This is a genomic window from Delftia sp. UME58 (assembly GCF_014170385.1).
In the GTDB taxonomy this organism is placed as follows: Bacteria; Pseudomonadota; Gammaproteobacteria; order Burkholderiales; family Burkholderiaceae_C; genus Comamonas; species Comamonas acidovorans.
Genome location: NZ_LZZV01000075.1, coordinates 36,699 through 49,903 on the forward strand (window position 1 = coordinate 36,699; position 13,205 = coordinate 49,903).

The 13,205-nt window shown below is 65.4% G+C and carries 13 protein-coding genes, 1 tRNA gene and 1 rRNA gene; 9 read left to right on the forward strand and 6 right to left on the reverse strand.

From position 1 onward, the window contains the following. The first annotated feature begins 151 nt into the window (after positions 1–151). The gene (locus A9976_RS19355) at positions 152–838 is read left to right on the forward strand and encodes an HAD family hydrolase (protein ID WP_183020353.1); all 687 of its coding nucleotides are present in this window, start codon (positions 152–154) and stop codon (positions 836–838) included. Between the two features lie 12 nt (positions 839–850). Here A9976_RS19355 and A9976_RS19360 read toward each other — a convergent pair whose 3' ends face one another. After that, entirely contained in the window at positions 851–1,606 is a 756-nt protein-coding gene (locus A9976_RS19360) for a sulfite exporter TauE/SafE family protein (protein ID WP_259649249.1), read from the reverse strand. 126 nt (positions 1,607–1,732) lie between these two features. On the opposite strand from A9976_RS19360, the gene A9976_RS19365 reads away from it, so the two are divergent. After that, positions 1,733–2,707: a LysR substrate-binding domain-containing protein gene (locus A9976_RS19365; RefSeq protein WP_183020355.1), complete on the forward strand. Its 975-nt coding sequence runs from the start codon at positions 1,733–1,735 to the stop codon at positions 2,705–2,707. Here A9976_RS19365 and A9976_RS19370 read toward each other — a convergent pair. The 5 genes from A9976_RS19370 to A9976_RS19390 all read right to left on the reverse strand — a co-directional run bounded on the left by A9976_RS19370 (position 2,704) and on the right by A9976_RS19390 (position 6,443). Further along, complete coding sequence (locus A9976_RS19370; RefSeq protein ID WP_183020356.1) at positions 2,704–3,573, reverse strand: zinc-dependent peptidase; 870 nt, start codon at positions 3,571–3,573, stop codon at positions 2,704–2,706. The genes A9976_RS19365 and A9976_RS19370 overlap by 4 nt on opposite strands. After that, on the reverse strand, positions 3,570–4,445 hold the full coding sequence (locus A9976_RS19375; protein WP_183020357.1) for a UDP-2,3-diacylglucosamine diphosphatase: 876 nt from the start codon (positions 4,443–4,445) through the stop codon (positions 3,570–3,572). Before A9976_RS19375 ends, A9976_RS19370 begins: the two co-directional genes overlap by 4 nt. 167 nt (positions 4,446–4,612) lie before the next feature. After that, a complete protein-coding gene (locus A9976_RS19380) occupies positions 4,613–5,119 on the reverse strand; it encodes a peptidylprolyl isomerase (RefSeq protein ID WP_013803376.1) in 507 nt (168 codons plus the stop codon). A gap of 57 nt (positions 5,120–5,176) precedes the next feature. Beyond that, positions 5,177–5,764 (reverse strand): peptidylprolyl isomerase, encoded by a 588-nt coding sequence (locus A9976_RS19385; RefSeq protein WP_183020358.1) that lies wholly within the window; start codon positions 5,762–5,764, stop codon positions 5,177–5,179. A gap of 145 nt (positions 5,765–5,909) precedes the next feature. Then, positions 5,910–6,443 (reverse strand): tetratricopeptide repeat protein, encoded by a 534-nt coding sequence (locus A9976_RS19390; RefSeq protein WP_013803374.1) that lies wholly within the window; start codon positions 6,441–6,443, stop codon positions 5,910–5,912. Positions 6,444–6,647: 204 nt separating this feature from the next. Between A9976_RS19390 and cysS the strand changes: the two genes are divergently transcribed. From cysS to A9976_RS19425, 7 genes are all read left to right on the forward strand, one after another. Then, positions 6,648–8,033 (forward strand): cysteine--tRNA ligase, encoded by a 1,386-nt coding sequence (gene cysS, locus A9976_RS19395; RefSeq protein WP_183020359.1) that lies wholly within the window; start codon positions 6,648–6,650, stop codon positions 8,031–8,033. A gap of 49 nt (positions 8,034–8,082) precedes the next feature. After that, on the forward strand, positions 8,083–8,880 hold the full coding sequence (locus tag A9976_RS19400) for a DNA-3-methyladenine glycosylase (RefSeq protein ID WP_183020360.1): 798 nt from the start codon (positions 8,083–8,085) through the stop codon (positions 8,878–8,880). Between the two features lie 83 nt (positions 8,881–8,963). Continuing rightward, the gene (locus tag A9976_RS19405) at positions 8,964–9,941 is read left to right on the forward strand and encodes an acetyl-CoA carboxylase carboxyltransferase subunit alpha (protein ID WP_183020361.1); all 978 of its coding nucleotides are present in this window, start codon (positions 8,964–8,966) and stop codon (positions 9,939–9,941) included. Between the two features lie 185 nt (positions 9,942–10,126). Next, a complete protein-coding gene (gene tilS / locus A9976_RS19410; protein WP_220808756.1) occupies positions 10,127–11,086 on the forward strand; it encodes a tRNA lysidine(34) synthetase TilS in 960 nt (319 codons plus the stop codon). A gap of 178 nt (positions 11,087–11,264) precedes the next feature. Beyond that, positions 11,265–12,530, forward strand: coding sequence for an aspartate kinase (locus tag A9976_RS19415; protein WP_183020362.1), 1,266 nt, complete (start codon positions 11,265–11,267; stop codon positions 12,528–12,530). A gap of 53 nt (positions 12,531–12,583) precedes the next feature. Beyond that, positions 12,584–12,676: transfer RNA gene (locus A9976_RS19420), tRNA-Ser, on the forward strand. Positions 12,677–13,126: 450 nt separating this feature from the next. Beyond that, positions 13,127–13,205: ribosomal RNA gene (locus A9976_RS19425) — 16S ribosomal RNA — on the forward strand; the annotation flags it as partial.

Consider the following 13,205-nt stretch of genomic DNA (forward strand, 5'->3'; position numbering starts at 1 on the left):
ATGGGTGGGCTGGTGCAGTTCGCAATATATGATGAAACATAGCGTGGCGCGCACAGGGGCTGCAAAGTCGACCGGCTGCGCTTGGTCTTCAAGGCGCCCCGGGCTGCATGTCAGCGTTCGCAGTGCCCACCGTTCAGGACTTTTCCCTTTCATGCACATCTACATCTTCGACATAGACGGAACCCTCACGGACAGCGTTGCCGCGCACCAGAGCTGCTTCAGCGCAGCCTTTCGCACCATCGGCATGCTGGAGGTGGACGAGAACTGGGGCGGCTACCGCCACCACACGGATTCAGGCATCTTCCGCGAAGCGTTTGCGCGCGCCCACGGCCGGGATGCAACCAGCGGGGATGAGGCCCGCTTTGTCGGCGCCCTGATGCAGGAATGGAGGCGGATTCCGGGCCAGGTGCAGGAGATTGCGGGCGCCGCAGACTTCATGGCCAGGCTGTCCGAGGCTGGTCAGATACGGTTTGCGTTTGCCACGGGCTCCTACCGGCATCTGGCGCGGGCCAAGCTGGCGGCGGCGGGTATTGCCTGCTCCGAGCGGCTGCTGGTGACGGCCAGCGAATTCAGCACGCGCGAGGAGATCGTCAGCGCAGCCATCGCGGCCGCCAGCGACGGCTGTGATGCAGCGCAGATCACATCGGTCGTGTCCTTCGGCGACGGGCTGTGGGACCTGCGCACCGCGACAAACCTGCGACTGCAGTTTGTGGGCGTTGCCGCAGGCACCAAGGCCGAGCAGTTGAAGAGCGCAGGCGCCGAGACGGTCGTCGCGGACTTTCGGCAACTGGGCCATTTGCTTTCCGTGCCGGAAACGGTCAGGGCGCCGGTGGTCTGAGGGGATGCGCGCTTAGCCCGCGCGCTGCAGCAGCACCGGCACCGAGGAGGCCATCAGCGCCACGCCCGACAGGCACAGCAGGCCGAGCACGACCTGCCGGAACCGTGCCTCGCTGATGCCGATATACAGCCTGGAGCCCAGCAGCGATGGAATGAGCATGGCCGGCGCCACGATGGCGAACAGCGGCAGCATGCTGCGCGTGACCATGCCGGTGCCCAGGTAGGTGGCCATGGTCACGGCCAGCATGGACAGGTTGAAGTTCTGGATGACGGAGCGCTGCTCATCCTTGGGGTAGCCGCGCAGCGTGCACCACAGCGTGGGCAGCGTGCCCGTGAAGCCGCCCAGTCCGCCCATCACGCCGCCCGCCAGGCCCACGGCGCCGTCTGCCAGCCGCCCGCCGCGCGCCAACCGGGGCAGGCGGGCCGACAGCAGCATCACCGGGCACCACAGCACGAGCATGCCACCCAGCAGGGCCTTGAACCATGCCATGTCCAGGTGCGGCAGCAGCAGGACGCCCAGCGGAATGCCGGCAAGACCGCCCAGGATGAACGGCAGCAGCTGTGCCAGCGCAAAGCCGCGCCGCACGGTGATGGCCGACAGCACCTGGCCCAGCAGGGAGCCGAAGACGGTGAGCACGGCCGCATCGCGCGGCTCCAGCACCCAGGCCCAGAACGACATGGCCACCATGCCGAAGGCAAAGCCCGACAGGCCCTGCACGAATCCTGCCGCCGCCGCGCCCAGCGCGATGATGAAGAACATGCCATCCATGGTCTGCCTTGCCCTTTCCTTTTTGGTGTGGAAGACGCAGGAATTCTGGCGTGGATACATAAGCAGAAATTCATTTGTTTTTATTGTTCAATATGGTTTTTCTTATGACGCACCGTGCCCGACGCCATGCCCGAAGCCCAGCCCGAAACCGTGATCGCATCGACCGCAGCCCAGCTGTCGCACCGCATGGCCACGCGCCTGAAGATGAAGCATCTGCTGCTGCTGCGCGCCATCAGCGAGCAGGGCACGCTGACCCGCGTGGCCGAGCGCATGGCCACCAGCCAGCCCGCCGTGACCCAGGCGTTGGCCGAACTGGAATCGTTGTTCGGCGCGCCGCTGTTCGTGCGCTCGGGACGCGGCATGGAACCTACGGAACTGGGCACGCTGGTGCTGGCGCGGGCCCGGGGCATGCTGGCGGATCTGGACCATTGGGCAAAGGACATCGAGGCCGTGGGCCAGCAGCGTGCGGCGCATCTGCAGGTCGGTGTGATCCCCTTCCTGCCCGCACGCATGCTGGCCGATGCCATTGGCAGGACGCGGCCGCAGGGCCGGCGCATCACGGTCACGCTGCACGAGGACACCAGCGACCGCCTGCTGCACAAGCTGCGCGTGCATGAGCTGGATTGCGTGATTGGCCGCGCCTCGGCCGTGCTGGACATGACCGGCATACGCCACAGCGTGCTTTATGAGCAGGAGCCGCGCCTGATCGCCCACCGCAGTCTGGCCACGCGGCTGGGGCGCCGGCCTTTGCAATGGGCCGAACTCACGGGGCTTGACTGGGTACTGGGTCAGCGCCGTACACCCATGCGCGAGCAGATCACCGACTTTTTCCTGCGCGCGGGCGTGGAGCCGCCGCCGCCGTTTGTGGAAACGCTCTCGGCCAAGGTGATCGGCGAGCTGGTGGCGGCCAATGAGCGGGCCGTGTCCATCGTGCCGGCCGACATTGCCGAGGAACTGGTGCGCATCGCAGGCGTGGGCATCGTGCGCCACCGCTTTGGCTGGACCTTGCCGCCCATCACCCTGTTCGAGCGCAAGGCGGGCGGGCAGTACGAGGAGCAGCGCCTGTTCGCCCAGGCGCTGAAGGAAGTCTGTGCCGGCTAGCGCTGGCTGGAGGCCGGCTTGAACAACGCTGCCAGCAGCGGCTCCAGCGTGGGAAATTCCTGGGCAAAGCGTGCGCGGTCCACGAAGAAGGCCTCGCAGGCCACGGCGAAGAATTCGGCGGGTGCCGTGGCGCCATAGCCATCCAGCCAGGGCCATTCGCCGCCAAAGCGTTCGGCAATGGTCACCTGCTCGCGGAATGCGTCATAGGCCGGAGCCCAGGCGGCCTGCCATATCTCGCGCGTCTGGCGCGCGGAGCTGCTGCCCATGAAGCCCGGCGGCAGGGGCGGGCAACCGTCGGCACCGCCGTTGCGCATGTCGATCTTGTGGGCGAATTCATGGATCACCACATTGGCGGGCTGGCCGCCGTGGCCGTGGTGGCTGGCGTGGGAGCCGCGCCCTGCGCCAATGGCCTGCCAGCTCAGCATGACGGGGCCGCCATGCATGGCCTCGCCCATGATCACTTCGTCGTAGTCGTGGATGACACCGGCCTCGTCCAAGCTCTGGCGCCGCGCCACGGCATCGCCCGGGTGCACCACGATGCCGACAAAGTCGTCATACCAGGACAGCGCGCCCTGCGGCTCGCCCCAGTGCAGCAGGGGCAGGCAGGCCTGGGCGGCAATTTCAAGCGCCATGGCATCGCTGACTTCCAGGCCGTGCGCGCCGTGGAAGCGCTTGCGCTGCAGGAAGACGGCGGCCAGTGCGCGCAGCTTGGATTGCTCCTCCAGCGTCAGCGAGGAAAGAAAGGGGTAGGCGGCCAGCGTGGACAGCCACAGCGGCGCGGGAATCTCGGGCACCGGCGAGATGGCGGAGCGTGCGCGGCGGCCCAGCCGCCGGACCCAGTGGCCCAGTTGTCGCCAGAGGCTCATCGCCGGGGCGCCTGTTCAAGTACTTCGGACAGCGGCAGGCGCCGCAGGCCCTGGCCGTGCTCCCAGCGCAGCACTTCGGCGCGCGGCACGGGGGCTGCCAAATCCCAGTCGCTGAGCACCACACGCCGCATGCCATCGCCCAGTTCATGTTCGGCCGGGCGGTGCGTGTGGCCGTGGACCAGGGTGGCGGCGCGTGCGGCCCGCAGCCAGCTGCGCGTGGCCTCGGCATCGAGATCGGCATAGGTGGGCATGGCGGCGGTGTGGCTGGCGGATGGGGCCGCTCCATCCGGTCCGGCCGATTCACGTTTGCGCGATTCGCTTTCTTGCCGGATGCCGCGTGCCTGCTCGCGGCGCAGCGGCAGCGGCTGGGCCAGAAAGGCCGCCTGCCACGCGGCGGAGCGCGCCATGACGCGAAAGCGCTGGTAGTCCGCATCGTCCAGGCACAGTGCGTCGCCATGGCTGAGCAGGATGCGCTGGTTGCCGCACTCGAGCACCGTGGGGTCGGCCAGCGTGGTCGTGCCGCACAGCGCATCGAACTGCGCTCCGGTCAGGAAGTCGCGGTTGCCCTGCATGAAGAACAGCGGCCTGCGCGCGGCTGCCTCGCGCAGGGTGGCGGCGCATTCGGCCTCGAAACTGCCGGGCTCCAGCAAGGCGTCGTCGCCCACCCAGACTTCGAACAGGTCGCCGAGCAGAAAGACGGCATCGGCCTGCGTGGCGTGCAGGTAATGGCGAAAGGCCTGCACGGTGGCGGGCTCGCAGGCCTGCAGGTGCAGGTCGGAGATGAAGTCCAGCGTGCGCCAGGCCGCGGGCAGTGTCCATTCGGCCGCGATGGGCGGCACGCAAGGAGAGCGAGGTGCGGCGGTCTGGGCCATGGGAGGGTGCGCCCGTCAAGGGCGCTGCATGAAGGCTGTGGAAGGCTCTGAAGGGACTGTTGTCCATGGACACGGCCGGGTACGGCCGGGGCCATGTGCATGGACAACAGGGCGGCTGCACGCCAAGGGGGCAGCCGCCTTGTTGGAAGGGCTGGAAGGGCGCCTGATTACAGGGCCACGGCCTTTTCGATGATCACGTCATCCTTGGGCACGTCCTGGTGGCCGCCGTTGCGGCCGGTCTTCACGCCACGCAGCTTGTCCACGATCTCGGTGCCCTTGACCACCTTGCCGAACACGGCATAGCCCCAGCCCTGGGCGCTGGGCGAGGTGTGGTTCAGGAAGCCGTTGTCGGCCACGTTGATGAAGAACTGGGCGGTGGCCGAGTGCGGGTCGCCGGTACGGGCCATGGCCAGGGTGTACTTGTCGTTCTTCAGGCCGTTCTTGGCCTCGTTCTCGATGGGAGCGTCCGTCTCCTTTTGCTTCATGCCGGGCTCGAAGCCGCCGCCCTGGATCATGAAGCCATCGATGATGCGATGGAAGATGGTGTTGTTGTAGTGGCCCTTGTTCACATAGGCCAGGAAGTTCTCCGCGCTCTTGGGGGCCTTGGCGGCGTCGAGTTCGATGGTGATGACGCCGTGGTCGGCGATGTGGAGTTCGACTTGGGGATTGCTCATGGCGGTTCCTTGTTGGGTGAAGGGGAAGGGCGTGCCACGCTGGGCGCGGCGCGCGGTTTACTTGACCTCGGTGGCCGAGAGGATGGTCACCGGCTTGGTGGGTACATTCTGGTGCATGCCCTGGTTGCCCGTGGCCACCGTGCGGATTTTGTCCACCACCTCCATGCCCTGGACCACGCGGCCGAAGACGGCGTAGCCGTGTCCGTCAGGCTTGGGCGCATTGAGCATGTCGTTGTTCACCACGTTGATGAAGAACTGCGAGGTGGCCGAGTTGGGGTTGCCCGTGCGCGCCATGGCGATGGTTCCCCGGTCATTCTTGAGGCCGTTGTCCGCTTCCAGCGGAATGGGCGCGCGCGTGGGCTTTTCCTTGAGGCTGGCATCCATGCCGCCGCCCTGGATCATGAAGCCGTCCATCACGCGGTGGAACACCGTGCCGTCATAGTGCTTGTCGCGCACGTACTGCATGAAGTTGGCCACGGTCTTGGGGGCCTTGGCTTCGTTCAGCTCCAGCACGATGTCGCCCATGCTGGTCTTGATCTGCACCTTGGGCGTGGCGTTCTGCGCCATGGCGGGCAGGGCGGTGAAAAGGGAGGCGGCCAGGGCCATGCTGGCCAGGGAAAGCGACGCGATGCGGCGTGTGGTCATGCGAATCTCCTGTGAAAGCCAAAGGGCTGGGGGATGGAGTGGGGAAAACCGGGCAGGTTCCTGCGGGTGCGCGCCAGGCATGGCGAGACCCGATCGACCGTCGCACGCGCGTTGGCGCAAGGGCTGCGCGCGTGGGACGGGATGCCTACTTGGCGGCGGTGACGGGCGCCAGCAGGTCGCGCAGCAGCTTGAGCTTGGGGCGTACGCTGGCCGCGCGGCCATCCAGGCCTTGCGCCTTGGAGTAGGCCTCGTAGGCCAGGCGGGCATGGATGTCGCCCAGGTTCTCGTAGGCGACGCCGTAGTTGGGGTTGTTGCGCACGGCGGATTCGAGCGCGGAACGTGCCTTGTCGAGCTGGTTCTGGCCGGCATAGATGACCGCCAGATTGTTGTAGGGCTCGGGCAGCTCGGGGTAGTCCTCGATGAGCTGGTTCAGCGCGGCGATGGCCTCGTCTGTCTTGCCGCTGTCGGTCAGTGCAACCGCCTTGAGAAAGCGCATCTGCGGGTCGCGTGCGTTCTTGGCCAGATAGGCATCGGCGCGTGCCAGCGCCTGGGTGCTCTTGCCGTTGCGCAGCAACTGATTCACTTCCGTATAGTCGTCGGCGTGGGCGTGGCCTGTTGCGAGCAGGGCCGCCAGTGCCGCGAGGCGCAGGGCGGAGCGAAACGAGTTGCGTAGAGGCATGTAGGTGCTTTCGGGGCCTCGGGGGAATGCCCCGCGGCGCGGGCTTATACTGCGGTCAATTGTAGCTGAGGGGTGTGCTGGGTCACACGGGCTCTGCGCCTGCCGCTCCTGCTCCCTGCTGAGCATGCCTGCGTCGGCGCCAAGGGTCCGGCGGCGCGTGGGACGCGCCCCCTGCAGCGACCCTTTCTCCCCTGATAAACATCCATGAGTTTGCGTATCTACAACACGCTGTCGCGTGCATTGGAAGCGTTTTCGCCAATCGAACCGGGCCATGTGCGCATGTATGTGTGCGGCATGACCGTGTACGACCTGTGTCACCTGGGACACGCACGCTCCATGGTCGCTTTCGATGTGGTGCAGCGCTGGCTGCGTGCCAGTGGCAATCGCGTGACCTATGTGCGCAACATCACCGACATCGATGACAAGATCATCCGGCGCGCCGTGGAGAACGGCGAGACCATCCGCTCGCTGACCGACCGCATGATCGACGCCCTGCACCAGGACGCCGACGCCCTGGGCATCGAGCGCCCCACGCACGAGCCGCGTGCCACCGAATACGTGCCGCAGATGCTTTCCATGATCGGCCGCCTGCAGGACAAGGGCCTGGCCTATCAGGGCACGGATGGCGACGTGAACTTTGCCGTGCGCAAGTTCCCCGGCTACGGCAAGCTGTCGGGCAAGTCGCTGGACGAATTGCAGGCCGGCGAGCGCGTGGCCGTGCAGGATGGCAAGCAGGACCCGCTGGACTTCGTGCTGTGGAAGAGCGCCAAGCCCGCCGAGCCGGAAGAGGTCAAATGGGCCAGCCCCTGGGGCGTGGGCCGTCCCGGCTGGCACATCGAGTGCTCGGCCATGGGCTGCGAGATGCTGGGCGAGAGTTTCGACATCCACGGCGGTGGTGCCGACCTGCAGTTCCCGCACCACGAAAACGAGATTGCCCAGAGCGAAGGCGCGACCGGCAAGCCGTTCTCGCAGGTCTGGATGCACAACGGCTTCATCAACGTGGACAACGAGAAGATGTCCAAGTCGCTGGGCAACTTCTTCACCATCCGCGACGTGCTCAAGGAGTACGACGCCGAGACCGTGCGCTTCTTCGTCGTGCGCAGCCACTACCGCAGCCCGCTGAACTACAGCGACGTGCATCTGAACGATGCGCGCGGCGCGCTCAAGCGCCTGTACACGGCGCTGAGCCTGGTGGCCCCTGCCGAGGTCGCCATCGACTGGAATCATCCCGCTGCCGCACGCTTCAAGGCCGCCATGGACGAGGACTTCGGCACGCCCGAGGCCGTGGCCGTGCTGTTCGAGCTGGCTGCAGAAGTCAATCGCAGCAAGAGCGCCGAGACGGCGGGCCTGCTCAAGGCCCTGGCCGGCTGCCTGGGGTTGCTGCAGGGCGACCCCCAGGCCTTCCTGCAGGCAGGAGCGGCAGACGTGGATGCCGCCGCCATCGAGGCGCAGATTGCCGCACGCGCAGCTGCCAAGGCGGCCAAGGACTGGGCCGAGGCCGACCGCATCCGCAAGGCCCTGCTGGAGCAGGGCATCGTGCTCAAGGACTCCCCCGCAGGCACGACCTGGGAGGCAGCCGCAAAGGGCTGATCCGTATGCCTTGCCAGATGAGCCGCGCCAGGTGCGGGGAGGTGCTTTGATGGCCTCCGCCAAACCCCTGGACACCATGGATTTCGAGCAGTTGCCGCTGGTGGCCGATCTGCCCGTGCCCGAACAGCAACCGGCCCCGCTGCCGGTGGTGACGCTGGGCGCGCGCGCTGGTTCTGCGGCTGCCGCTGCCCCCGCTCCCAAGGCCAAGATATCCCTGCCTGCGCCGCCCGAGGGCGCGCCGGCCTATTGGGCCGAGGCCTGCCGCCAGTTGGTGCGGCGCGATCGCGTGATGAAGCGCCTCATCCCTCGCTTTGCCCACCTGGCCCTGCAGCCCGGTGGCGATGCCTTTGCCACGCTGGCGCGCTCCATCGTGGGCCAGCAGATCTCGATGAAGGCCGCGCAGACGCTGTGGAACAAGTTCGCGCGCCTGCCCGCCCGGATGGCGCCCGACCTGGTGCTCAAGCTCAAGGTGGATGACATGCGTGCCGTGGGCCTGTCTGCCCGCAAGGTGGACTATCTTGTGGACCTGGCCATGCATTTCACCGAACACCGGCTGCACCAGGACGACTGGCAGGGCATGAGCGACGAGGCCATCGTGGCCGAGCTCATGTCCATTCGCGGCGTGGGCCGGTGGACGGCCGAGATGTTCCTCATCTTCTACCTGCAGCGGCCCAATGTGCTGCCGCTGGACGATGCAGGCCTGATCTCGGGCATCAGCCAGAACTATTTTTCGGGCGACCCCGTCAGCCGCAGCGAGGCGCGTGAGGTTGCCGAGGCCTGGAAGCCGTGGTGCACCGTGGCGACTTGGTATATTTGGCGCTCGCTCGAGACGCAGCCTGCAGCCTGAAGACAAACCGATCACACCCGATCAACCCCCGTTTTCCGGCCGGAACGCATGCACCGTGCCTGGCTGGGACAAGGAGAAACAAGTTGGCGAAAAAGAACTTTCTGGATTTTGAGCAGCCCATCGCCGAGCTCGAATCCAAAATCGAGGAACTGCGCTACGTGCAGACCGAAAGCGCAGTCGATATCTCGGAAGAGATCGAGCAGCTCAGCAAAAAGAGCCTGCAGCTGACCAAGGACATCTACAGCGACCTCTCGCCCTGGCAGATCACCAAGATCGCGCGCCATATCGAGCGTCCCTACACGCTGGACTATGTGCGCGACTGCTTCACCGACTTCATCGAGATGCACGGCGACCGGCACTTCGCCGACGACCAGTCCATCGTGGGCGGGCTGGCGCGCTTCAATGGCATTTCCTGCATGGTCATCGGCCACCAGAAGGGCCGTGACACCAAGGAGCGCACGCTGCGCAACTTCGGCATGACGCGCCCCGAGGGCTACCGCAAGGCCCTGCGCCTCATGAAGACAGCCGAGAAGTTCGGCCTGCCGGTCTTCACCTTCGTGGACACGCCCGGTGCCTTCCCCGGCATCGAAGCCGAAGAGCGCGGCCAGTCCGAAGCCATCGGCCGCAACATCTACGAAATGGCCCAGCTGCAGACCCCCATCATCACCACCGTCATCGGTGAAGGTGGATCGGGTGGTGCCCTGGCCATTGCCGTCGCCGACCAGGTGTTGATGCTGCAGTACGCCGTCTACTCCGTGATCAGCCCGGAAGGCTGCGCCTCCATTCTCTGGAAGACCGGCGAAAAGGCCCAGGACGCGGCCGATGCCATGGGCATCACCGCGCATCGCCTCAAGGCCCTGGGCCTGGTGGACAAGATCGTCAACGAGCCCGTGGGCGGCGCCCACCGCGACCCCAAGCAAATGGCCGCCTTCCTCAAGCGCGCGCTGGGCGATGCCTATCGCCAGCTGGCAGACCTCAAGCCCAAGGAATTGCAGGACCGGCGTTACGAGCGCCTGCAAAGCTACGGCCGCTTCGCCGATACCAAGGCCGACAACCGCTGAAGGCCTGCGCCACGCTCTGGCACACTGGACGGCTCCCCCTGGGAGCCGTTTGCTTTTGCGCCAGGCCCTGGCCCGCGTCCTGATACCTCTGATCCAAGCCTGTGGAAATTCCGATCCCCGACCCGCCGCGCAATGTGCCGGCAGCCGCGCCAGATGGTGCACCAGGTGCTGCACCGGGTGCCGCTTTGGACGCCGCCATCCATCGCTTTGCGCCGCAACTGCCGCTGGCCGTGGCCTTCAGCGGCGGTGCGGACTCCACGGCGCTGCTGCTGGCCTGCGCCGAGCGCTGGCCGGGCCAGGTCGTGGCCATCCATGTGCACCACGGTCTGCAGTCGGCGGCCGACGCCTTCGTCGGCCAGTGCGAGAAAGTCTGCGCGCAGCATGCCGTTCCCTTGAAGATTCGCCGCGTGGACGCGCGCCACGCGCCGGGCCAGAGTCCTGAGGACGCCGCACGCCAGCTGCGCTACGCAACGCTGATAGAGGCCGCCCGCGAACCCTGGCCTGGGCAGGGCGCCGGCGGAGGGCCCTTGCCGCCCGTTCGCAGCATGGCGCTGGCGCAACATGCGGACGACCAGGTCGAGACGCTGCTGCTGGCCCTGTCTCGCGGCGCCGGTGTGGCCGGGTTGGCCGCCATGCCGGCGCAGTGGAGCAGGGCGGATCTCGAATGGCATCGTCCACTGCTTGATGTGCCCGGCCAGGTCCTGCGTGACTGGCTTGCAGCGCGTGGCCAGGCGTGGGTGGAAGACCCGACCAATGCCGACGCGCGCTACACGCGCAATCGCATCCGCGCCCAGTTGCTGCCCGCGCTGCAGCAGGCCTTTCCCCAGTTTCGCGCCACGTTCGCGCGCAGCAGCCGGCATTGCGCCGAGGCGGCGGAACTCCTGCAGGAGATGGCGCAGGCCGACCTGGCGGCCATCGGCAACCCGCCCGGCATCACCGCCTTGCAGGCGCTGAGCCCTGCGCGCCAGGCCAATGTGCTGCGCCACTGGCTGCGCAGCGTGCATGCCACCACGCCCAGTGCCGCGCAGCTCGATCAGCTGCTCGCGCAGATCGGCGTTTGCCGTACGCGAGGCCACCGCATCCATCTCAAGATGGGACGGGGTTTTGTGCGGCGCCTGGGGTCGGTGCTCGATTGGTACAATTGACGAGTTTTGGTCCAACTTTGCACGAAAACCGGCGGCGCGCCAAAACCAAACGGCTTGCGCAAGACGGGTCTGGGCGGACATTTCGCTTCATGCGCGATCCTCTCGAACATCCTGGCTTGCACAAGCATCCCTCTGTCGTACAGCGCCGTGGCAAGCAGTTTCGTCACCCTGATATCCAATGGCACTGATCGTTCATAAATACGGCGGCACCTCGATGGGCTCGACAGAGCGCATCCGCAACGTTGCCAAGCGCGTGGCCAAGTGGGCTCGTGCCGGTCACCAGATGGTGGTCGTCCCCAGCGCCATGAGTGGCGAAACCAACCGTCTGCTGGGTCTGGCCAGCGAGCTGGCTCCCGGCTCGGCCAAAACGGCGTACTACCGTGAGCTCGACATGCTGGCCTCCACGGGCGAGCAGGCGTCGTCGGCACTGCTGGCCATTGCGCTGCAGGCCGAAGGCGTGGAAGCCATCAGCTTCTCGGGCTGGCAAGTTCCCGTGCGCACCGACAGCAGCTTCACCAAGGCACGCATCGAGTCCATCGACGACAAGCGCGTTCGCGCCGAACTCGACGCTGGCCGCGTGGTCATCATCACGGGCTTCCAGGGCATCGATCCCAACGGACATGTCACCACGCTGGGCCGTGGCGGCTCCGACACCTCGGCCGTGGCCGTGGCTGCGGCGCTGAAGGCGGCCGAGTGCCTTATCTATACCGACGTGGACGGCGTCTACACCACCGACCCGCGCGTGGTGCAGGCCGCCAAGCGCCTGAACACCGTGAGCTTCGAGGAAATGCTGGAAATGGCCAGCCTCGGCTCCAAGGTGCTGCAGATCCGCTCGGTGGAATTTGCCGGCAAGTACAAGGTGCCCATGCGCGTGCTCTCCAGCTTCACGCCCTGGGACATCGACCTGGAGGAAGAATCCACCTCCGGCACGCTGATTACTTTTGAGGAAGACGAAAAAATGGAAAAGGCCGTCGTATCCGGCATCGCATTCAACCGCGGCGAAGCCAAGATCTCCGTTCTCGGCGTGCCCGACACCCCCGGCATCGCCTACGGCATCCTGGGCCCGGTGGCCGACGCCAACATCGAAGTCGATGTGATCATCCAGAACATCAGCAAGGAAGGTAAAACCGACTTCAGCTTCACCGTCAGCCAGGGCGACTACCAGCGCGCCATGGAACTGCTGCGTGACAAGGTCGTGCCCGCCCTGGGTGCCTCCGAAGTCGTCGGCAACCCCAACATCGCCAAGGTCAGCATTGTCGGCATCGGCATGCGCAGCCATGTGGGCGTGGCATCCACCATGTTCCGTGCGCTGAGCCAGGAAGGCGTGAACATCCAGATGATCTCCACCTCCGAGATCAAGACCTCCGTCGTCATCGACGAGAAGTACCTGGAGCTGGCCGTGCGCGCCCTGCACACCGCCTTCGGTCTCGACAAGCCGGAATAAAATCATCGTTTTGCCGAAACCGGCAAAAAAGCACGTTACAATAACGTCATTCCGGAAACGTGACCGAGTGGCCGAAGGTGCTCCCCTGCTAAGGGAGTATGGGGTGTAGAGCCTCATCGAGGGTTCGAATCCCTCCGTTTCCGCCAGGATAGAAAAAAGCCACCCGCAAGGGTGGCTTTTTTTATGAGAGGGTTGCTTCGGCGGCCTGATCCGGTGGTTGGAGCTGATGCTCTGGTTGCTGCGGTAGGGTTCTTGTTGTTGGCGGGTTGAAAAAACGTGCTACAATGCAAGGCTCTACTGAAGAGAAGCGATGCAGATCGCTGGTGTTGAAGAGATCGAAGAAATTTGATTGCAACGACGCTGAAAACTGTGCTAGAATTCAAGGCTTCGCTGATCGCAGCGAGTCGGAGGCAAAGAAGAAATTCTCTGCTTCGATCCTTAAAAATATACAGCCGATAAGCGTGGGCGTTTGAGGCGAACAGCCAAGTTCTTTGGAACTCGGCTCTTTGAAGCCAAAAACGCTCATGAGAATAGAAGTGAAGTTCACTTCAATTCCGTTTTTATGAGTTAGTCGAAAGACTTTAAATTTCAAGATCGAACTGTAGAGTTTGATCCTGGCTCAGATTGAACGCTGGCGGCATGCCTTACACATGCAAGTCGAACGGTAACAGGTCT

Excerpts from the sequence above, each read along its gene's own strand:
- A9976_RS19370 (WP_183020356.1), bottom strand. The coding sequence starts at position 3,573 with ATGAGCCTCTGGCGACAACTGGGCCACTGGGTCCGGCGGCTGGGCCGC.
- A9976_RS19380 (WP_013803376.1), bottom strand. The coding sequence starts at position 5,119 with ATGAGCAATCCCCAAGTCGAACTCCACATCGCCGACCACGGCGTCATC.
- cysS (WP_183020359.1), top strand. The coding sequence starts at position 6,648 with ATGAGTTTGCGTATCTACAACACGCTGTCGCGTGCATTGGAAGCGTTT.
- A9976_RS19385 (WP_183020358.1), bottom strand. The coding sequence starts at position 5,764 with ATGACCACACGCCGCATCGCGTCGCTTTCCCTGGCCAGCATGGCCCTG.
- A9976_RS19390 (WP_013803374.1), bottom strand. The coding sequence starts at position 6,443 with ATGCCTCTACGCAACTCGTTTCGCTCCGCCCTGCGCCTCGCGGCACTG.
- A9976_RS19355 (WP_183020353.1), top strand. The coding sequence starts at position 152 with ATGCACATCTACATCTTCGACATAGACGGAACCCTCACGGACAGCGTT.
- A9976_RS19375 (WP_183020357.1), bottom strand. The coding sequence starts at position 4,445 with ATGGCCCAGACCGCCGCACCTCGCTCTCCTTGCGTGCCGCCCATCGCG.
- A9976_RS19365 (WP_183020355.1), top strand. The coding sequence starts at position 1,733 with ATGCCCGAAGCCCAGCCCGAAACCGTGATCGCATCGACCGCAGCCCAG.
- A9976_RS19360 (WP_259649249.1), bottom strand. The coding sequence starts at position 1,606 with ATGGATGGCATGTTCTTCATCATCGCGCTGGGCGCGGCGGCGGCAGGA.
- A9976_RS19400 (WP_183020360.1), top strand. The coding sequence starts at position 8,083 with ATGGCCTCCGCCAAACCCCTGGACACCATGGATTTCGAGCAGTTGCCG.
- A9976_RS19415 (WP_183020362.1), top strand. The coding sequence starts at position 11,265 with ATGGCACTGATCGTTCATAAATACGGCGGCACCTCGATGGGCTCGACA.